Annotated in this window: 19 protein-coding genes and 1 tRNA gene; 9 read left to right on the forward strand and 11 right to left on the reverse strand. The window is 51.7% G+C overall.

The window, feature by feature from the left end; all coding sequences use genetic code 11:
• Nucleotides 1-2: 2 nt before the first annotated feature.
• From G556_RS0109235 to lysA, 8 genes are all read right to left on the reverse strand, one after another.
• The gene (locus G556_RS0109235; protein WP_028822576.1) at nucleotides 3-656 is read right to left on the reverse strand and encodes an L-threonylcarbamoyladenylate synthase; all 654 of its coding nucleotides are present in this window, start codon (nucleotides 654-656) and stop codon (nucleotides 3-5) included.
• Nucleotides 653-1,543, reverse strand: coding sequence for a peptide chain release factor N(5)-glutamine methyltransferase (gene prmC / locus G556_RS0109240; RefSeq protein ID WP_036916274.1), 891 nt, complete (start codon nucleotides 1,541-1,543; stop codon nucleotides 653-655). The genes G556_RS0109235 and prmC overlap by 4 nt, the downstream gene beginning before the upstream one ends.
• The gene (gene prfA, locus G556_RS0109245) at nucleotides 1,543-2,616 is read right to left on the reverse strand and encodes a peptide chain release factor 1 (protein WP_016456229.1); all 1,074 of its coding nucleotides are present in this window, start codon (nucleotides 2,614-2,616) and stop codon (nucleotides 1,543-1,545) included. The genes prmC and prfA overlap by 1 nt, the downstream gene beginning before the upstream one ends.
• Nucleotides 2,617-2,704: 88 nt before the next feature.
• Nucleotides 2,705-2,920 (reverse strand): 50S ribosomal protein L31, encoded by a 216-nt coding sequence (gene rpmE / locus G556_RS0109250; protein WP_016456230.1) that lies wholly within the window; start codon nucleotides 2,918-2,920, stop codon nucleotides 2,705-2,707.
• Between the two features lie 118 nt (nucleotides 2,921-3,038).
• Entirely contained in the window at nucleotides 3,039-4,724 is a 1,686-nt protein-coding gene (gene rho / locus G556_RS10850; protein WP_036916275.1) for a transcription termination factor Rho, read from the reverse strand.
• 362 nt (nucleotides 4,725-5,086) lie between these two features.
• On the reverse strand, nucleotides 5,087-5,695 hold the full coding sequence (gene thrH, locus G556_RS0109260) for a bifunctional phosphoserine phosphatase/homoserine phosphotransferase ThrH (protein ID WP_028822578.1): 609 nt from the start codon (nucleotides 5,693-5,695) through the stop codon (nucleotides 5,087-5,089).
• On the reverse strand, nucleotides 5,695-6,990 hold the full coding sequence (locus tag G556_RS0109265; protein WP_024110577.1) for a homoserine dehydrogenase: 1,296 nt from the start codon (nucleotides 6,988-6,990) through the stop codon (nucleotides 5,695-5,697). Before G556_RS0109265 ends, thrH begins: the two co-directional genes overlap by 1 nt.
• 15 nt (nucleotides 6,991-7,005) lie before the next feature.
• Entirely contained in the window at nucleotides 7,006-8,403 is a 1,398-nt protein-coding gene (gene lysA, locus G556_RS0109270; RefSeq protein WP_420806066.1) for a diaminopimelate decarboxylase, read from the reverse strand.
• Between the two features lie 132 nt (nucleotides 8,404-8,535).
• On the opposite strand from lysA, the gene G556_RS0109275 reads away from it, so the two are divergent.
• The 5 genes from G556_RS0109275 to G556_RS0109295 all read left to right on the forward strand — a co-directional run bounded on the left by G556_RS0109275 (nucleotide 8,536) and on the right by G556_RS0109295 (nucleotide 12,673).
• Nucleotides 8,536-8,607: transfer RNA gene (locus G556_RS0109275), tRNA-Arg, on the forward strand.
• Nucleotides 8,608-8,652: 45 nt separating this feature from the next.
• Complete coding sequence (locus tag G556_RS0109280; protein ID WP_028822580.1) at nucleotides 8,653-10,089, forward strand: glycosyltransferase 87 family protein; 1,437 nt, start codon at nucleotides 8,653-8,655, stop codon at nucleotides 10,087-10,089.
• Between the two features lie 41 nt (nucleotides 10,090-10,130).
• Nucleotides 10,131-11,348, forward strand: coding sequence for a glycosyltransferase family protein (locus G556_RS0109285; protein WP_155941799.1), 1,218 nt, complete (start codon nucleotides 10,131-10,133; stop codon nucleotides 11,346-11,348).
• Nucleotides 11,349-11,458: 110 nt separating this feature from the next.
• Nucleotides 11,459-12,319, forward strand: a complete 861-nt coding sequence (locus G556_RS0109290; protein ID WP_028822582.1) for an SMP-30/gluconolactonase/LRE family protein — start codon at nucleotides 11,459-11,461, stop codon at nucleotides 12,317-12,319.
• A gap of 99 nt (nucleotides 12,320-12,418) precedes the next feature.
• The gene (locus G556_RS0109295; protein ID WP_016456238.1) at nucleotides 12,419-12,673 is read left to right on the forward strand and encodes a WhiB family transcriptional regulator; all 255 of its coding nucleotides are present in this window, start codon (nucleotides 12,419-12,421) and stop codon (nucleotides 12,671-12,673) included.
• A 113-nt stretch (nucleotides 12,674-12,786) separates the two neighbouring features.
• Here the strand turns inward: G556_RS0109295 and G556_RS0109300 are convergent, their stop codons facing one another.
• Entirely contained in the window at nucleotides 12,787-14,277 is a 1,491-nt protein-coding gene (locus G556_RS0109300; protein ID WP_028822583.1) for a sensor histidine kinase, read from the reverse strand.
• 160 nt (nucleotides 14,278-14,437) lie between these two features.
• Between G556_RS0109300 and G556_RS11920 the strand changes: the two genes are divergently transcribed.
• Nucleotides 14,438-14,512: a 50S ribosomal protein bL37 gene (locus G556_RS11920; protein WP_369793279.1), complete on the forward strand. Its 75-nt coding sequence runs from the start codon at nucleotides 14,438-14,440 to the stop codon at nucleotides 14,510-14,512.
• A 55-nt stretch (nucleotides 14,513-14,567) separates the two neighbouring features.
• Here the strand turns inward: G556_RS11920 and rsrA are convergent, their stop codons facing one another.
• Entirely contained in the window at nucleotides 14,568-14,849 is a 282-nt protein-coding gene (gene rsrA / locus G556_RS0109305) for a mycothiol system anti-sigma-R factor (RefSeq protein ID WP_028822584.1), read from the reverse strand.
• A 2-nt stretch (nucleotides 14,850-14,851) separates the two neighbouring features.
• Nucleotides 14,852-15,658, reverse strand: coding sequence for a sigma-70 family RNA polymerase sigma factor (locus G556_RS0109310; RefSeq protein ID WP_420806064.1), 807 nt, complete (start codon nucleotides 15,656-15,658; stop codon nucleotides 14,852-14,854).
• 105 nt (nucleotides 15,659-15,763) lie between these two features.
• Between G556_RS0109310 and G556_RS0109315 the strand changes: the two genes are divergently transcribed.
• Genes G556_RS0109315 through rsgA form a run of 3 tightly spaced genes read left to right on the forward strand, consistent with a single transcriptional unit; the run spans nucleotide 15,764 to nucleotide 18,612 of the window.
• Nucleotides 15,764-16,300, forward strand: a complete 537-nt coding sequence (locus G556_RS0109315) for a DoxX family membrane protein (protein WP_028822586.1) — start codon at nucleotides 15,764-15,766, stop codon at nucleotides 16,298-16,300.
• Nucleotides 16,301-16,315: 15 nt separating this feature from the next.
• Nucleotides 16,316-17,590, forward strand: a complete 1,275-nt coding sequence (gene aroA, locus G556_RS0109320) for a 3-phosphoshikimate 1-carboxyvinyltransferase (RefSeq protein WP_051176825.1) — start codon at nucleotides 16,316-16,318, stop codon at nucleotides 17,588-17,590.
• Entirely contained in the window at nucleotides 17,587-18,612 is a 1,026-nt protein-coding gene (gene rsgA / locus G556_RS0109325) for a ribosome small subunit-dependent GTPase A (protein ID WP_024110544.1), read from the forward strand. Before aroA ends, rsgA begins: the two co-directional genes overlap by 4 nt.

An 18,612-nucleotide genomic window follows, 5' to 3' on the forward strand; every position in this document is an offset into this window, starting at 1 on the left:
GTTTAATCCGCAAAATCCGTCTGGCGAGCATCCAGGTTAGGAGCATACTTGCGAAGCTGATCGACGCTAATCGCGCCTAGGCGAATAAGCTCGCCCTCCGGGTTGTCGACGAAGTTCACGATTGTCGAGGGAACGGGGCCAGGAGTCGGTCCGCCATCTAGGTAAACAGCTACTGAGTCACCCAGCTGGCGCATTGCGTCCTCTACGTTGGTAGCGGAAGGCTGACCGGAAATATTCGCACTGCTGACAGCCAAAGGGCCCGTAATTCGCAGCAAGTCCCTAGCGTCGTCGCTGTCGGGCACTCGTACAGCGATGGTGCCGTGTGTCCTGCCAAGATCCATTCGTAGATCCGTAGCCACTTTAAGAATGACCGTTAGAGCTCCAGGCCAATAGTGCTTGACTAATTTTTTTGCCGCCTTAGGAACGTTTTGAACCATCGCAGGGAGAGTTTCCGGCTCAGCAATTAGAACGGGAGGTGGCATATCACGTCCGCGATGTTTTGCGTTCAGCAGTCTTTGCACTGCTGAAGCAGAAAAAGCATCTGCGCCAATTCCGTAAACGGTATCTGTAGGCAAAACTATGCATCTACCCTGCTTAATCGCTTTAGTAGCGACGCTTAGGGACTCGTTTTTGCCCTTTTTCAGATCCAGTTTCATTTTTCTATCCCGGTTCGCTTAGCAGTCAGGAATCTAGGCCTACGAGTCAGATCATCGTGATCTTCAACATCGGTAAACCTTCCGTCCGACAATGCTAGTTCAAGTACCGCGTTACGTTGATCGTCACCATGCTCAAAAACCAATTTTCCGCCTTCCTTAAGAAGGAAAGCAGCAACCGGAAGGAGCGCCCTAATAGCATCGAGTCCGTCTTCTCCGCTGAACAGCGCGATTTCCGGGTCAGCAAGCACATCGGCAGATAAACTATCGACCTCAGAATCCGGGATGTATGGCGGGTTAGACACCACGACATCGAGTTTGCCAGCAAGGTCAGGCCTAAGTTTCGGTAAATCAGAAAAATCGCTTTCGATTATTTCGACGCTGGTCTCAGAGAGGTTCGAGCGTAGGTACTTTGCAGCGTCTTTACTTATTTCGACGGCAAAGACGCGAGATCCAGGCACTTCTAAAGCAATCGACTTCGCTATTATGCCGCTGCCGGCACCAAGATCAGCCGCTGCAGGAGCTCGATTACCCTTTTTGATCTCGTCCTTGCAAGCTGCTATCGCCCAACCAGCCACGATCTCTGTTTCGGGTCTCGGAACTAATACACCGGGCCCGACTTCAACCTCAGTATGCCTGAACCACGCTTTGCCCAAGATATGTTGCAAAGGAGCGCCCTCGGCTCGTTTTTTAACGTATCCAAAAAACTTCTCGATAGTCGCGTCATCTATGGTTCGCACGGTTGCGAGGCCAAGCGGATCTAGGCCCGTCGCATGTTGCATGAGCTGCCTGGCATCAGCCTGGGGAGATAAACTGTTTCCTTCGGCCAACACGTAAGCAGCCATATTTATCAAAGTCTTGGGCCGATTGGATTTCGGCCAATCAGGCATTATTTCTCACCAACGTGCTGAAGACGTTCCTTCAGGTCTGCTTCCTGAAGCGCTGAAATGAGTGGTTCTAATTCGCCGGTTAGGACTTGATCGAGGTTATGAGCCTTGAACCCAATTCGGTGATCAGTAATCCTGTTCTCAGGCCAGTTATAGGTGCGGATACGCTCAGAACGGTCGACAGTGCGGACCTGGGAATGACGGGCGTCTGCCGCCTGAGCAGCGTTTTCCATCTCTTGCTGGGCAACAAGACGTGCACGAAGAATGCGCATGGCCTGCTCACGGTTCTGCAACTGGCTGCGCTCGTCCTGGCAGGTAACGACGATTCCGGTCGGCAGGTGCGTGATTCGCACTGCGGAGTCAGTAGTGTTTACGCCCTGACCACCCTTACCCGAAGAGCGATAAACGTCGATCCGAAGATCCGAATCATTAATCTCAATCTCATCGGGTTCCACATCGGGCATGACCAGCACACCGGCTGCAGATGTGTGAATACGACCTTGAGATTCGGTGACCGGAACACGCTGGACTCGGTGGACTCCACCCTCAAACTTAAGCACACCATACGGAGCGTTACTGGGATCGTTATCCTTAGCGCGGAACGCGACGGTCACTGATTTGTAGCCGCCCAGATCTGTCTGCTCCGATTCAAGCATTTCCGTCTTCCAACCTCGGTGTTCCGCGTAGCGGAGATACATGTTTAAGAGGTCGCCAGCGAAAAGCGCAGACTCTTCACCACCTTCACCCGACTGGATCTCCATGATGGCGTCGTTAGCATCATTGGGATCTCTCGGAGCGAGGAGCTCAGTCAATTTGCTCTCGATTTCGGAGAGTTCTTCGCTGAGTCTTTCGGCTTCAGCAGCGAATTCGGGGTCGTCGTCGGCCAGCTCTTTCGCCGCATCCAGGTCGGCTATTAAACGCTCATGAGCATCCAATGCCTTGATGATAGGGCCAAGTTGAGCAAAACGACGGCCCACCTTGCGCGACTTTGACGCATCAGACATGACCTCGGGATCAGCCATCTGCGCGGTGACCTCGCGGTATTCGTCTCGTAGTCCTTCTGCCTGCTCAAACATTTATTGGCTCCTAAAGACTTCATTCAAGCTGATTAAACAAAATTACGGGCGCCGGACAGAGTAACCCTGCCGACGCCCGTAATAAAAGCTATTTAGCGTTCTTCTTACCGTAGCGGCGCTCGAAGCGTGCGACACGACCACCGGTGTCGAGGATCTTCTGCTTACCGGTGTAGAACGGGTGGCAAGCCGAGCAAACATCGGCGCTCATTACGTCACCTTCGAAGGTGCTACGAGTCTCGAACTGGTTGCCACAAGTGCACACCACCTTAACGGTGTGGTACTCGGGGTGAATACCCTGCTTCATTTTATTTCTCCTGTCTAGTCGCCGGGTCGCCAAACGAATAAAGGCGTGAACCGGAACCGAAGGTTAATGCTATCGCAAGTATTTACGCTTACGCGAATTACCGTCGCAATCGAATTTCTTAATCGTTATTAGCGGTAGTCCTGCTGATCAAAACCAAAAACTCAGCGTTGTTATGAGTCTTTCGCATCTGCTTCAGCAATGTCTCCAATGCCTGCTGGTCGTCAAGACCCGAGAGAACCCTGCGCAGCTTCCAGATGATGTCTAGCTCTTGCTTCGAAGTAAGCAAGTCTTCTCGCCTAGTGCCAGAGGCCTCAACGTTAATCGCCGGGAAAACTCGCTTATCCGCAAGCTGCCTGCTGAGTCGCAGCTCCATGTTTCCGGTTCCCTTGAATTCCTCGAAAATGACATCGTCCATCTTTGAGCCGGTCTCGACCAGAGCCGTAGCAAGGATGGTTAACGATCCACCATTTTCTATGTTTCGGGCGGCACCGAAGAACTTCTTGGGCGGATAAAGCGCAGCTGAGTCGACGCCACCAGAAAGGATTCGGCCGGATGCAGGAGCCGATAGGTTGTACGCCCTACCTAAGCGGGTAATTCCGTCTAGAAGAATCACCACGTCTTTACCGAGCTCCACCATTCTTTTCGCGCGTTCAATTGCCAATTCGGCAATTGTCGTGTGATCGGAAGCGGGACGGTCGAAAGTCGAGGCTATTACCTCGCCCGAGGTCGTCCGTTGAAAATCCGTCACTTCCTCAGGACGCTCGTCAACCAAAACGACCATCAAGTGAACTTCTGGGTTGTTACGCGTGATGGCGTTGGCAATGGTCTGCATCGCCATGGTTTTTCCGGCTTTAGGAGGGCTGACCAAAAGACCGCGCTGGCCCTTACCGATTGGAGAAATCAAATCGATGATACGGCCAGCAAGCTCGTTCTGGCTCGTCTCCATCCGCAATCTTTCCTGCGGATAAAGCGGAGTCAGCTTATTGAACTCCGGTCGGTCTGCCATCTTCTCTGGGGAAACACCGTTAATAGTGTCGATGCGTACGAGGGGGCTGAATTTTTCCTTACGCTCCCCTTCTCGCTGCTGACGGATCGCTCCGGACACTACATCGCCCTTGCGCAGATTGTTCTTGCGAACCATCGACATGGAAACGTAAGCATCCTGAGGGCTAGGAAGATATCCCTGGGTGCGCACGAATGCGTAGTTATCAAGAACATCAAGGATGCCCTTAACATCGACCAAAACGTCGTCTTCACGAATGGTTTCGTCTACCCTAGAATCGTTCCGCGACCGTCTGTTCTGCCTATCGCGTTGTCGGCGGTGGCGAGACCTGCGGCCACCACCCTCGTGATTTGACTGATCGTCACGCCTAAACTGTTTTTCGGACCTTTCAGACTTCTGCTGATTGCTGGCGCGCTTGGCTTTGCGCTGGCGAAGTCTTTCCTGGACTGCAGGATCCTGGCTCAAAGCATCAAGCCTGGCACCAATCTCAACGGAAGTATCAGTGCTAGCAGACTGCTCGTTAGAGGATTCTTGAGGTTGGTTCTCTTCAAACAAGGTTCCGTTGGACTCTTCGGCAGCTTTCTTTGCTGCTCGTTGACGCCTTGACAACTTGGCAGTTTTTTCTAACTGACTGGATGATCCGCCAGAAGGCGCGCCATTGGACTTGATCGCTTCGATCAACTCAGCCTTGCGCAGCTTTGCCGCGCCTTTAATTCCCATCTGTGATGCGACGCGTTTCAGATCAGCGACGTTCATGGTCGCCAGATTAGATCCTGGATTGCTCGCGATATTTTCGCTCACTTAATTGTCCTTTCAAGATCTGCAGCGGATATCAAGTAGCGATACCTAATAACTTTCAAGCCCTTAGTGGGTGAATCGAAGCTATTTAAACCCGCAGACCGCAGGCCGAAACTAGATTTTTCTAGCTAATCTTTTGGCGGGAATCGACTTAATAATTCAAAAGTCGGTTGACCCTATAAGCAATTGGCTCTGAAGTAAGTTAGCGCAAGTGATGAAAACAATAAAAATGGTTTTCAAAATTTCGGCTGATCGAACCCGAGCCTCTTGCTTTGCTGATTAGCAGAATCGAAATCACCAAACATAGTGACTGCCGATTTCTACTAGTCAGTATAACCCGCTTGGAGAAATATCCCCAACTTCACCTATGACAATTTTGCGGCAGCCTTCTCGAAGAAGGCACGGAGATCGTCATAATTGTTGGCCACAGGGAACTGCTTGAAGTCATTCGCCACCTGCTTGGACGGCTTGAATAATGCTCCCGCATCAGCCTGCCCCAGCATTGTGGTGTCGTTATACGAATCGCCGGTAGCAACGCACTTAAAATTGATGCTTTGCAAAGCCTGTACTGCCTTTTGTTTCTGATTCGACTGGCGCAGCTTGTACCCAACGATCGAATCATTTTCTACGACGAGGTCGTGGCAGAAAAGAGTTGGGTAATCAAGTTGCCTCATCAACGGCCACATGAATTCGTAGTAAGTATCGGAAAGAATAATTACCTGGAAACGTTCACGCAGCCAATCCAAAAATTCCTTTGCGCCCTCAAGCGGCTTGAGCGTGGAGATGACCTCCTGAATATCGGAGAGCTTAATACCGTGTTCGGCGAGCACCTTTAGACGACCCTTCATCAGTTCGTCATAATCAGGGATCTCTCTGGTGGTCAGCCCAAGCTCTTCGATGCCTGTTTTATCTGCTACGGCAAGCCAAACTTCCGGGACGAGAACGCCCTCTAGGTCTAAGCAAGCAACGATCATTAGCTACCAACCCTTATGAAACTGATGTTGTTCGACACGTAGTCGCTGTCTCGTAGTTCCTTCATGCAGGCTAGAACATCAGCCTCTAGTGCCTCGTGTGTCATTAAACCAACCGAGGCGTGATCTCCGGATTCATCAACCGCAACCTGCTCGAGGGAGTAAACAGAAACGTTGTGTTTTGCCAGCGTAGTTGCGACCGAAGCAAGGACTCCAGCCTCATCGGTTAGATCAAGCGTTAGCTGATAGTGGCAGCGAGTGGAACCCATTTTTGCGATCGGAAGCTTTTTGAAGCCTGCAAGAACGGGCAAGGAAATACCTGCGACCCTGTTGCGTGCCACCGTCACCAAGTCGCCAACTACAGCGCTTGCTGTCGGCGCTCCGCCTGCGCCCGGGCCCATGAACATGAGCTTATCTGCCGCTTCGGCTTCTACCATGATGGCATTGTAGGCGCCAGCGATCGACGCCAGCGGGTGGCTCTTCGGGAGCATTACCGGGTGCACACGAACGTGGACTTCACCGTCGATTAGCTCTGCCATGGCGAGAAGCTTTACGACGCAATTGGCAGCATGGGCAGCAGAAATCTCTGTCTGGGTAATCTTGGTGATTCCCTCGCAATAGACATCACTAATGTTGACCGGCGTGCGGAAAGCCAAGCTAGCGAGAATCGCGGCCTTAGCTGCGGCGTCTGCCCCACCTACGTCAGCAGTCGGGTCTTGCTCCGCGTAGCCCAATTCTTGGGCCTGCTTCAGCGCGGTTTCATACTCCATCCCCTCCGTGGTCATCTTGTCGAGAATGTAGTTGGTAGTGCCGTTGACGATTCCAGCAACCTTAGTGATCTTGTCACCAACAAGAGAATCACGCAGCGGACGAATAATAGGTATCGCGCCAGCTACTGCAGCTTCAAAGTAGACGTCTACGCCCGCCTTATTCGACGCCGAAAAGATCTCTTCACCGAAAGCAGAGAGCAAAGCTTTGTTTCCAGTAACGACAGACTTGCCAGTCTCAATGGCCTTCATGATCAGGCCCTTGGTTTCGTCGACACCGCCCATCAACTCGACGACGATATCGATGTCTTTCCTTGAGACAAGGCCCATAGTGTCGTCTGTTAATAGTTCAGAGGGAATGCCGGGACGTTCTTTGGAAACATTTCGTACGGCAACTCCGGCTAGCTCTATTTCGCGACCAGCCCTACGCGCGAATTCTTCACGCTGCGTCAACAACAGCCTCGCTACTTCACTGCCGACTGTTCCAGCACCAACAAGGGCCACCTTAAGGGGCTTGGATTTTTCACCCATTAATAAACCTTTTCTTTACTCGCCTACGTCTAATCTAGCCAGATCAGCAAGAGTTTCACGACGAATCATTGTCTGTAGCCTACCTGCTTTAACAGATACCACCGGAGGACGGGGTATGTGGTTGTAGTTACTGGCCATTGCGTAGGAGTAAGCGCCACAGGCAGGAACAGCGATCAGATCGCCAGGAACAATATCTCCAGGTAGATAGACATCATGAACGACTATGTCTCCACCCTCGCAGTGTTTTCCGACTACTCTGCACAAGACGGGTTCACAATCGGAAGCTCGGCTGGCAAGCACTGCGGTGTATTCTGCCCCGTAAAGTGCAGGCCTGATGTTGTCGCTCATCCCACCGTCGACTGAAACATAGACCCTGCTGCCTTCCTCCAAGTCGACCACTTTGACAGTGCCTACCTCGTATACTGCAACTCCTGTTGGGCCGACTATCGAGCGACCAGGTTCGATAGACACTCGCGGCAAATCGAGGCTTAGGATTTCGGCTTGTTTTTTGACGATTCCCTGCAGGTCAGATGCGAGCGACCGAGGAGTGGCAGGCTCGTCTTCATCCGTATAAGCGATACCAAAACCACCGCCTAGATCAAGCTCAGGTAGCTGAGTGGAAGTGGCATCAGCGAACTGCGCGAGCAGCTTCAGTGTTCGCTTCGCAGCGACCTCAAAACCACTCGTATCGAATATTTGACTACCAATATGAGAATGAACGCCGAGAAGATTTAGCTGCGCAGAATTATGGCACCTAATCATCGCGACCAATGCCTGCCCCGAGGCGATGGAGAAACCAAACTTCTGATCCTCATGAGCCGTAGCGATGTAGTCGTGGGTGTGGGCCGATACGCCCGCAGTCACGCGGACCATAACGTTCGCAGTGATGCCAAGCTGCTGAGCGATCTGCTCTGTTCGAGAGATTTCATAGAAGGAGTCGACGATGATTCGACCGATTCCGTTTTCCAGTGCGAAACGAATCTCGTCAATCGACTTGTTGTTTCCGTGGAAACCGATCTTCGCAGGGTCAAAATCAGCTCGAAGCGCGGTTTCGATCTCGCCCATAGAGCAGACGTCAAGATTCAAGCTCTCTTCTTTTACCCATCTGGCAATCGTTTTAGAAAGAAAAGCCTTCCCAGCATAAAAGACGTCCCAACCGTGAAACGCCTCCTTGAATGAGGAAGCCCTGGCGCGAAAATCCTCTTCGTCAATCAGGTATACCGGCGAGCCGGACTCAGCCACTGCCTCGGAAACGCTTACACCACCAATCGAAAGCATCCCATCGATTCGTTCTGCGGTACGAGGCCAAATCTTTGGGTTCAAAGCATTCGCGTCCTCTGGCTTAATCAGCCAATCAGGATGAGTTGCTGCTGCTTGTGCATTGGAGGCGCTGATGGTGTGCATGCTGAAAATTCTGGCAAAAGAAACCCTGATATTAAAGCCGATGACCGATAATCGGATTTCTGCTGCTATATTTGCTCATCGGTCATGCGGAAATGATTAGGTTATTGTGCCGCTAGGCCTAAAATAGCTTATTAGTTATTTGCCCCTATAGCTCAGTGGATAGAGCACCGCCCTCCGGAGGCGGGAGCCGAGGTTCGAATCCTCGTAGGGGCGCTCGCTTCTTTTAACGCAAACTTGACCTGAGCCTCGGGAGGAGCCTTGAAGAATCACTCGACTTCTTCTCGGAAAGAATCTTCCGGTTCGAGGAACTGGGTTCGCCGCTCGGCAGAGTGGTCATTTAGCCAGTTCAGAAAATTCGATCTGCATTCCGGCAGGTCTTTGCTTTTTTTCTGGTTTCTGACCAGAATTCTGATCTTTGTCATCTGGGTCGTTTTCTCACCGTCCGCTCAAGGTGACGTTCTTTACTACTACCAAGGCATTAACTCACTCTTCACCGGCACCGACCCGTCTTTGGTCATGCGGGAATATCCGACACCTGTTTTGTGGATGCTGGCCGTATTTTGGCTGACCGGATTTGGCACCAAGACCGGCTATGTTATTTCTTTCATCTTCTCCATGGTCGCCCTAGACGCGCTATTTTCTATAAGTCTTTGGCACACAGCTAAACGCCTAGCGCCTCATGCTGTTGCGGCATGGATCGTTTTTGTTCTCTGCTGTGGTCCCACTATCTACATGCGGTTCGACTTGGTGACCTCTGTGTTTGCTGGCTGGTGCCTGCTCTTCTTGCTCCGCCGACACACAGCAATAGCTGGCTGCCTAGCGGCGGTAGGGGCATCAGTTAAATTGTGGCCTGCGCTCCTCTGGCCTGCGCTGTGCGGAGGGCATTGGAGACAGAAGCTGAAGGCTACTTACAGCTTCGCTTTGACCGGCATAATTGTCGTCGCAGTAAGCCTTCTCTGGGCTGGCTGGGACAGATTAGTCTCTCCCCTTTCATGGCAATCGGGCAGAGGCCTCCAGGTCGAATCTGTCTGGGCTACGGTCCCAATGCTTTTACGCGCTCTCGGAATTGGCGACTACGCAGTTCTCATTTCCAGGTATCAGGCATTCGAGGTATACGGGACCACAGTTAGTTTCTGGACGTCCGCAGCTTCGATAGCCTTCGTAGTTGGAGTGCTACTAGTCTGCGTTTGCTACGGCCTCTGGCTGCTTCGAGGTCATGGCCACATGATGGAAGCAAGCTATTTCATGCTGCTCGTTATTTTGGTGATGATCGTCACAAATAAAACTTTCAGCCCACAGTACGCGTTCTGGCTTGGAGGCCCACTTTGTGCGTCTTTCGCCATAATGGGGGCTAGGGCCCCGGGATCGCCTTCTTACGTTATTGACCGGAGAAGGCTATGGATCATCACGGCAATGACGATAACGATGACTGCAGCCACCGGTATTGTCTACCCGATTGGGTATGGGCCTCTAGTCCGAGACGGAGGGCTCTCGAGCATCTTCAGGCTGCCTGTGACCCTCGTTCTGGTATCTAGAAATGTCTTAATTGTGGCGCTACTAGCCGTCATTTTGTATTGGATTTTCAAGGCTGTTTCGCCTAGGGCTTTCAAGATAGTCCGGGGCGTCAAGACTGACTATCCCACTGTGGCTCTCGAGCCTGTGAAACAACCCAAAAAGCCGGAGGCAGAGTGGTAAATAAGAAGGCACCCACAAAAATCACTGTCGATGGTGTTTTGATGACGATCTTATGGTCGCTGACTAGGCTGTCGATGCTTTGGATCTGGCTTAACCGAACCAGATTTGTCGAAGCTGATGTTCATTATTACTTCAACCAGACTGCAGAAGCGATATCGACGAATACGCCCGGACTGGTCGAGTACCCTCCGCCAATTGCCTGGCTCATGAGGCTGATCTACGCATTGAGCGCAGGCGACTTCACCGCTTTCGAAACAATTTTCGTATTCTTTATTTTGCTTCTCGATGTCACCGTGACAGTTGTTTTGTGGCGAAAAGATTCATGGCAGTCTGCGACCTATTGGACTCTTTTTGTTTTCTTACTTGGCCCAATAGTTTGGTTCAGGATCGACATGCTGCCCGCAGCAGCGGTCGTCTTCGCCCTTGTTCTGTTCAAAAGTCAATCGAGACTAGGACAGTTCGGTTCGGGTTTAGCAATCGCGATTGGCGCAGCAACTAAGCTCTGGCCAGCCCTTCTGCTATCCGGGTTACTTGGCAAGAGTAAAAATGCCGTCCAGCGCTTGAAGGGTTTTCTCGTAGTCGGGCTCGGTCTTGGTTTGAGCTCTTTGCTAATCGCAGGATGGTCTGGCTCGACCTCAGCCCTGACCTGGCAATCAGATCGTGGCTTGCAAATCGAATCCATTGCCGCAACGCCGGCGATGGCTGACCGAGCCTTCGGTAACGCCGACAAATACCAGGTGAACATCTCGATCTATAACGCGTGGGAAATTTCGTGGCGCAACGACTCCATTCCTCTACTTTTTAGTTCACTCGCGATAGCCGCCGCAGTTTGTTTCGCGATTTATGCGACTGTTCAGCTAATCCATACAGACCGCTCGCTTGAGGGAACTGCCCTTCACACGAAAACTGTCATTTTGACATTCCTAGCGCTCATCCTCGCCGTGATCATCACAAACAAAACTCTGAGCCCGCAATATATCGTCTGGCTAGGCGGCCCACTGGCTATGCTGACCCGCTTACCTAAGGGTAAGGGCGGCAGCAAGGCACTCTTTCATATCGGCATTATGGGATTCTTTGTCGCAGCGGGTACTCAGCTCGTTTATCCGATCACTTACGCGCAATTACTAATTACTCCGCCCGACAAAATTGCGACGCTCATTCTTGTGTTCAGAAACGCATTATTGGTTTTGATGACCGTCGTGGCGGTTTACCTCGCAGCAAAGCGGCTCAATAGCCTCAAAAAGAGGCAAACACAGTAGCCACGAATTATCTATAACACCTGAAAAACATCCCATAAATATGTACATTTGATAAGCGTCAAGTGTTCCGCGTTTGCGGGACGATCCAAACCAATACACGAGGTACAGCCATGAGAATGGAACAGATCACTGATTCCATCTCTTTCCATGGCGAAGGACCAGTCTGGTGGGAGCAGACCAAAGAAATTCGATTTCTTGACATGCTTTCTGGTGACGTGTTAGCGGTTGACAAATCCGGTAACCATAGGCGGCTGCCGGTTGGCGCAGAAGTTGTCGCGTGCATTCGTCCAAGAAAGAATGGCGGAGCAATAGTCGCGAGAACTAGAGATGTCGCGCTGTGCGAAAATGAAGATCTAAGCGATCTGAAGACAATAACCGGTGATTTCATCGATGCTTCCAAACGATTCAATGAAGGCGGGTGCGATCCGCACGGCAGGTTCTACATAGGCAACATGTCGTGGAAAAAGAAGATCGGCGCTTCTCAGATGTACAGGATTTCTCCGGGAGCTGATTCCCCGGAACCTGTTCTAGACGGTTTGACCACGTCCAACGGCATTGCTTTCAGTCCGGATGGGACACTTGCCTATTACAACGACACCGAGACCATGGTCACCTCGGTTTTTGATTACACCTTCGAGGAAGGCCTCCAAAATCGGCGCGATTTCGTCAGATACCGAGACGGCGAGGGACGTCCTGATGGGCTATGCGTGGACGCCGAAGGTGGAGTCTGGATAGCTATGAACCGTGCTGGACATATCCGAAGGTACGATCCCGAGGGAAGGCTCAGTGAACGCATTGACCTTCCAGTGACGATGGCAACCGCCGTGGGATTCGGCGGGAATGACCTATCGATATTATTCGTTACCACCTCCAGAAACGATGTCGCGAATGGCGACGAACCAGCAGCTGGAGCTCTATTTGCAGAAAAAATCGGCGTTAAGGGTCTTGAACCTCTGCCGTTTGACGGTTAAGTTTGTCTGCTGGTTCGTTTAAACAACGACTGACCCCGAAGCTAAAAAGTTTACCGAGCGGACTAACATTTACCTGATTTTGAAAAGGAGTCTGACAGTATGGACTGGCGTCACCGCGCAGCATGCCTAACTGAGGATCCCGAGCTATTTTTCCCTATTGGCGTGACTGGCCCAGCCTTGGCTCAGGTTGAGGAGGCCAAGAAAGTCTGCATGCGCTGCGACGTTCGCGAAGAATGCCTTCAGTGGGCACTCGAGAATGGTCAGGACCATGGAGTTTGGGGCGGAACTAGCGAAGACGAGCGCAGGTCAATGAAACGACGAGCAGCTCGAACCAAAGGTAGAGGCCGAAATTAAAAAGCTTAAGGCCTTGGAAATAATTTTCAAGGTCTTAACTATGCATGGAATTTTGTTCCTAGATAGGTTACCCTTCCCAAAATAATTCATCGTTATTCAAAATCTTCCGTCACTTATCCAAGATCGATTTTTTTGTGATTGATTGGAATAATTATTCGGGCCGTCGCGCCGTGTTTGAACGGTGACTCCTCCCCCGAATCGACCAACATGAACTCCCCGCCTAGATCTTGAATCAGCGTCATTACTATCGACAGCCCTAAAGAATTGGTGTTGTTAATGTCGAAGTTTTCGGGCAGTCCAGCACCATTGTCGATCACCTCTACGACTAACTGGTTATCTTTTCGATTCGGTTTCAGAAGTAGCTCCCCACTTCCTGAGTCGAGCCCATGTTCAACACCGTTCTGACAAAGTTCCGTCACAGCGAGGCTCAAAGAGGTGGCAACTTCGGCAGGCACCATCCCTAACGTGCCGTCGCGCCTGGTAGACACCAGTCCATCAGAGGCGGCAACATCGCCGACCATCGAAAGAATCCTGTCTGCCACTTCGTCAAAATTAACCACTTCATCGAAACTTTGAGACAAGATCTCGTGAACGGTTGCGATCGATTCGACCCGCCTCATCGCATCACGCATTGCTTCCCTGGAAGATTCGCTATCCAGCCTGCGTGACTGCATCCGAAGAAGAGCCGCGACCGTCTGGAGATTATTCTTAACCCTGTGATGAATCTCACGGATGATCGCGTCCTTAGTCACTAATTCGCGATCGCGTTCGCGAACCTCTGTGACGTCGCGGCAAAGAACCAGCGTCCTTTCTTTCTCCGCTGTCTTCAGCGGTACAACCTGAATCTGTAAAGCTGTGTTAGCTGTTTCCAATTCGAAGCTCGCAAGTTGCTTCAAGCCAAGCTTCCAGGGCTCTTCAGCAGAATCCCGACCACTGTGCAGCTCGTCGACTCTGCTCAATAGATCTTCGAGATTATCGCCCATCAGGTCCTGAAGAATCCCTAACCTGCGCCAGGCGGAAACGGCTGTTGGGTTGGCGTATAAGACAAAACCTTTGTCAGAAAGAAGCGTCATCCCGTCTCCCGCCATGGGCGGGTAATAATCCTCGTTGGAGTCGCAAACCGGGTACTCGCCCCTATAAAGCATTTCCTCAAGAATTTTTGCAATTTCTAAGTATGCGTCTTCAAGGGCGCCGGGTGCGCGAACACCCATCTGGTTCGTGTTTCGCTCTACAACACCGATAACTTGCCCGTTACGAATGATAGGAATTCCGCATGTATCTACAGGTATTCCTGCATCCATCGAGTGCTCGCTGGTGCGATAAATCTCCTGGCTGAAATACGCGGTAGTGACTGGAGATTCGGGATCGTAGTTGATCTCATCACCGACGACCTCCTCCTCGATCGCGGTAGGGCCGGTAGTCGGCCTGATATGAGCTACTGCCCAGAAGATGTTGTCGTCTTCGGCGTCTGGCACCCACAAAACGAGGTCAGAAAAGCTGGTGTCGGCTAACAGATGCCAATGCTCTACGAGGCTGACCAGCCAATCGTGATTATCTTTAGAAAGATTCGAGTGTTTTTCCAGCAGCTGCGACATTGAAGACATGGAGCCATGCTAGTTATAAATGCCTTCAAATCCCACCTGGTGAGGGATTATATGCACAATATTTGGTCGACGAGGAAACGGGTGGCAGAATCGGTTCGATGCGTCGGTTATACTCGTGAGCCGAAGCAAAAACTTAACAACTAGCGCTTTGGAGGCAACCATGAGCAAACGAGGACGCAAACGCAAGTCTCGTCGCAAGAACTCTGCTAACCACGGCAAAAGGCCTAACGGTTAACTAATAAAGGGTTAGGGTCCGAACATTAAGTGTTCAAGGACTCTAACCCTATTTTTTATTGTCCCGCACTCCACGTCACATGCAGCACGGATAATTTTGCGCGCAGCGTCTTAGGCGCATGGACCTCTCGGCAGCATTTCCTAAGCATGCTGGAGATCAACGCTTCAACGTCGAAGTAGTCCATACAATTCTCACAGTTCATGAGATGTTGACGGACCTGGTCTGCCGTTTCTTCGGTCAATTCACCGTGTAAAAATGCATAAACCTTGCTGAGCGCCAGTTCGCACTCTAAATCCTGGTTTGACTCGAAACGATTCGTCTTTTGCGGCTCAGACATGTTTATTTATCCTCCCCGCCAGATTTATCGGTATCTGTTCTACCGATTCCCATCTCTGCTGCTCTATCTGCCAAGAGGACACGTAGCTGCTTTCTAGCGCGATTCAGACGAGACATGACAGTTCCGATTGGAGTATCCATGATCTCGGCAATCTCTTTATACGCAAACCCTTCGACGTCTGCTAACAGGACGACTTCCCTGAATTCCGGAGTAAGCGTCTCTAAGGCATCTAGAATCTCCTGGTCTGGCATTCGACCAAGAGCCTCAAGCTCTGCAGAAGGAAGACCATCCGAAGTATGCGAAGCCGCCCTGGCTATCTGCCAGTCCTCGACGTTCTCTGCATCGCTTATCTGAGGACGACGTTTAGCCTTTCGGTAAGTGTTGATGTACGAGTTCTTCAGAATCCGATAGAGCCAAGCGCGTAGGTTGGTTCCAGGCTTGAACTGATGGAAGGAAGCGTACGCCTTTGCGTAAGTATCCTGGACAACGTCTTCGGCGTCTGCAGGATTTCGGGTCATGCGCAAGGCAGCTGCATAGAGCAGATCTACGTACTCGAGGGCGTCTCTTTCGAACCGTTCGCGACGCTCTTCCTCGGTTTCGTTCTTACGTAAATCCGGTTGCGTAGTCGACTCAGCATCTGAAGTCGAATCTGTAGTAGAAGTGACCATCACATCAGAGATTAGCGGTTTAGACTCAATATCGCTCGCCGAATTAGCGTATATCTTCTTACTCTGACGCTCAGCAAGCGGTCTAACGGCATAGCCCGGCAAAGAACTTGAGCTTTGCGCGAGAACATTTGCTGACTTCATACTGTTTACAACAGCGAATTATTAGATCTATTCCTTGGGCTGGACTAAATCAGTTTTATTTGGCTCAACCGAATCTCGGCTTGCCAAACCTGGTAGAAAAGACTCATGGCACTGCTTCGATTCTTTGGACGCGCACTTTTCTCTTCGTACTTCGTCGCTGATGGCGTAGGAATGATAACCAGCCCCGACAAGGGCGCTGAGCGAGTAGCGACAACCACCGACCGCATAGTTCCGCTAGTTCAGCGAGTTCTTCCCGAAGGTGCTTCCGACGCGCTCCCAGAAGACCCCAAAACCTGGTCTAGGATTTTCGGCTGCATGCAGGTAGCTGGTGGCGCTCTGTACACGCTTGGTTTAGGACGTCGCTTTGGCGCTCTCTTGCTTGCTATTTCCGCAGTACCAAAGGCACTAAACGCTAGGGACGAAGAGGGCAGTTCTCTTGTTCCGCTGTCTTTGTTGGGCGCTGCGATCGTTGCAACTCGTGACCGGAACGGAAAGCCTTCGCTCTCTTGGCGGGCAGAACAGGCTCGCAAAGAAGCAGGCAAGGCTGTAGACCGTAAGGCCGATAAGGTAAATCGTAAGGCTAAGAAGGCAGCCAAAAAGGCCGAAAAGAAGCTAAACAAGACACGCAAGTCTTTTAAATAATTTAAAGGTAATTTAGTGGTTGAAGTTTGGCCCGCGCCCACGCCCGTGGCGACGATCAATGCCGTATGCCCAGTGCCCGGCTCAAAATCAGAATCGAATCGTGCATTAGTTCTCGGTGCATTAGGCGATGGACCAAGTAGACTTTCAGGTGTTCTTGAGGCCCGCGATACAGAATTGATGATCGCTGGCCTAAGGCACCTCGGAGTTCGCATCCAGCTAGACCACGACGAAGCGGTAGTCACTCCTCCCGAACATTTCGTTCCTGCCAAAATTGATTGTGGTTTAGCCGGAACGGTGGCTAGATTCCTGCCACCGCTTGCGGCTCTTTCTGGTGGCGAGTGCAGCTTCTTCGGAGATCCCAAGATGAGCGAGCGGCCTATCGCTCCCCTACTCGATGGGCTCAGGCAGCTAGGAGCATCCTGTTCCAGCGAACATGTCCCCTTTAGCATTTCCGCGCCCGATGGACTTACCGGCCGAGAGGTTCGCATCGACTCTTCTGGTTCGAGCCAATTCATTTCTGGGCTTTTGCTAAGCGCGGCTCGGTTCCCCAATGGGCTAGTTCTCCATCATGTTGGTGATTCTGTGCCATCGCTGCCTCATATAGAGATGAGCGTCTCAATGCTCACCCAACGAGGCGTAAGAGTGTCAAACTCCGGCATGACTTGGACGGTTGAACCCGGCACTATTTCCAGCCTGGACCAACGCATCGAACCAGACCTATCGAATGCTGCCGCGTTCTTGCTTGCCGGAGTGATTACCGGTGGTCGCGTCACGGTTCCCGCATGGCCGAGCAAAACTACGCAGCCCGGAGACCTGATCCGAGGCGTGCTCGATAAAGTTGGGGCTCACAGCGAACTGACAAAAGACGGGCTTAGCGCTTGGTCTTCCGAAGATTTGTCTGGCGTAGATCTAGATATGAACTCTGCTAGTGAACTGACTCCGGTTGTCGCCGCGCTGGCAGTCTTTTGTAATGGAACGACGAGGATCACTGGTGTCGGGCATATCAGAGGCCACGAAACAAACCGCATCGAAGCGATAGTCGACGAACTCAACGCCATTGGCGTCACAGCGTCCGAACTAGCAGATGGAATTCAAATCGAGGGAATCGGATCGCATGGGTCTTTGAGCCCACGCCGCCCCTTCAAAACCTATGCCGACCATCGAATGGTTCACCTTGGCGCCCTGTTAGCCTTAAAGTGCTCAAACCTCGAGGTGGAAGATCCCAAGGCTGCCTCTAAGACAATGCCAGATTTTGTCGAGCGCTGGACAAAAATGGTGAATGCCGAATGAGCCGGAAATATGCCGGCCGCAATATTCGCGATTTAGACGTCGACGACTTCAACTTTGGTAGGCCAAAAAAACGTAGCAGGCCCAGGACAAAGGTCAGGCCAGATTACTCTGATGCAGAGATAGGCAGGGTCATCACGATCGATCGCGGTCGTTACCAGTGCGTGATGGAATCCACCGGGAACCTGGTCATTGCCACTAAGGCAAGGCAGCTAGGCCGTAAGGGAGTAATCGTTGGAGACAAGGCTCGGGTTGTTGGCGATACTTCTGGGAAAGTTGGTACGCTCGCCCGAATCGTCGAGATCGTCCCAAGACAAACAGTATTACGCAGGACAGCAGATGACGATAGCCCCCTGGAACGGCCAATCGTCGCCAACGCCGACCAGCTACTGATCGTTACCGCGCTGGCGGATCCCCCGCCACGAGAGGGAATGATTGATCGAATTCTGGTTTCCGCTTACGACGCTGGAATGAAGCCGATACTGTGTCTGACCAAGGCGGATCTAGCCAGCCCACAGCATCTGATTGATACTTACGCTCCCCTAGACCTGACTATCTTCGTAGTTGGGCCGGATGTGGAAATCGACGAACTTCTCGAAGCGCTTGCCGGTCACGTAACTGTATTCATTGGCCATTCAGGCGTAGGAAAATCGACCCTAATAAATCGGATTGTGCCAAACGCTAATCGTCAGACTGGAAGCGTTAATGAGAACACAGGTCGTGGCAGGCACACCTCCACTTCTGCACAAGCGCTCAGGCTTCCCGATTCGGAAGGTTGGGTAATAGACACCCCTGGGGTACGTAGTTTCGGGTTATCCCACGTTACCCCCGAATCAGTCCTGGCCGCATTCAGCGGACTAGCCGAATACTTGGATCTTTGCCCTCGTGGCTGTACACACGAAACAGGCGAAAGCGAGTGCGGACTAGACAAAGCGCTACAGGACGAGGCCATAGACGAAAATAGGCTCGTATCATTACGCAGGATCCTCGAGGCGTTGCAGGCAAATGACGTTCCGGGCAGCTAG

Source organism: Propionimicrobium lymphophilum DSM 4903 (assembly GCF_000423485.1).
In the GTDB taxonomy this organism is placed as follows: Bacteria; Actinomycetota; Actinomycetes; order Propionibacteriales; family Propionibacteriaceae; genus Propionimicrobium; species Propionimicrobium lymphophilum.

Excerpts from the sequence above, each read along its gene's own strand:
- G556_RS0109235 (WP_028822576.1), bottom strand. The coding sequence starts at position 656 with ATGAAACTGGATCTGAAAAAGGGCAAAAACGAGTCCCTAAGCGTCGCT.
- prmC (WP_036916274.1), bottom strand. The coding sequence starts at position 1,543 with ATGCCTGATTGGCCGAAATCCAATCGGCCCAAGACTTTGATAAATATG.
- prfA (WP_016456229.1), bottom strand. The coding sequence starts at position 2,616 with ATGTTTGAGCAGGCAGAAGGACTACGAGACGAATACCGCGAGGTCACC.
- rpmE (WP_016456230.1), bottom strand. The coding sequence starts at position 2,920 with ATGAAGCAGGGTATTCACCCCGAGTACCACACCGTTAAGGTGGTGTGC.
- thrH (WP_028822578.1), bottom strand. The coding sequence starts at position 5,695 with ATGATCGTTGCTTGCTTAGACCTAGAGGGCGTTCTCGTCCCGGAAGTT.
- G556_RS0109265 (WP_024110577.1), bottom strand. The coding sequence starts at position 6,990 with ATGGGTGAAAAATCCAAGCCCCTTAAGGTGGCCCTTGTTGGTGCTGGA.
- G556_RS0109285 (WP_155941799.1), top strand. The coding sequence starts at position 10,131 with ATGACGATCTTATGGTCGCTGACTAGGCTGTCGATGCTTTGGATCTGG.
- G556_RS0109290 (WP_028822582.1), top strand. The coding sequence starts at position 11,459 with ATGAGAATGGAACAGATCACTGATTCCATCTCTTTCCATGGCGAAGGA.
- G556_RS0109295 (WP_016456238.1), top strand. The coding sequence starts at position 12,419 with ATGGACTGGCGTCACCGCGCAGCATGCCTAACTGAGGATCCCGAGCTA.
- G556_RS0109300 (WP_028822583.1), bottom strand. The coding sequence starts at position 14,277 with ATGTCTTCAATGTCGCAGCTGCTGGAAAAACACTCGAATCTTTCTAAA.
- rsrA (WP_028822584.1), bottom strand. The coding sequence starts at position 14,849 with ATGTCTGAGCCGCAAAAGACGAATCGTTTCGAGTCAAACCAGGATTTA.
- G556_RS0109310 (WP_420806064.1), bottom strand. The coding sequence starts at position 15,658 with ATGAAGTCAGCAAATGTTCTCGCGCAAAGCTCAAGTTCTTTGCCGGGC.
- G556_RS0109315 (WP_028822586.1), top strand. The coding sequence starts at position 15,764 with ATGGCACTGCTTCGATTCTTTGGACGCGCACTTTTCTCTTCGTACTTC.
- rsgA (WP_024110544.1), top strand. The coding sequence starts at position 17,587 with ATGAGCCGGAAATATGCCGGCCGCAATATTCGCGATTTAGACGTCGAC.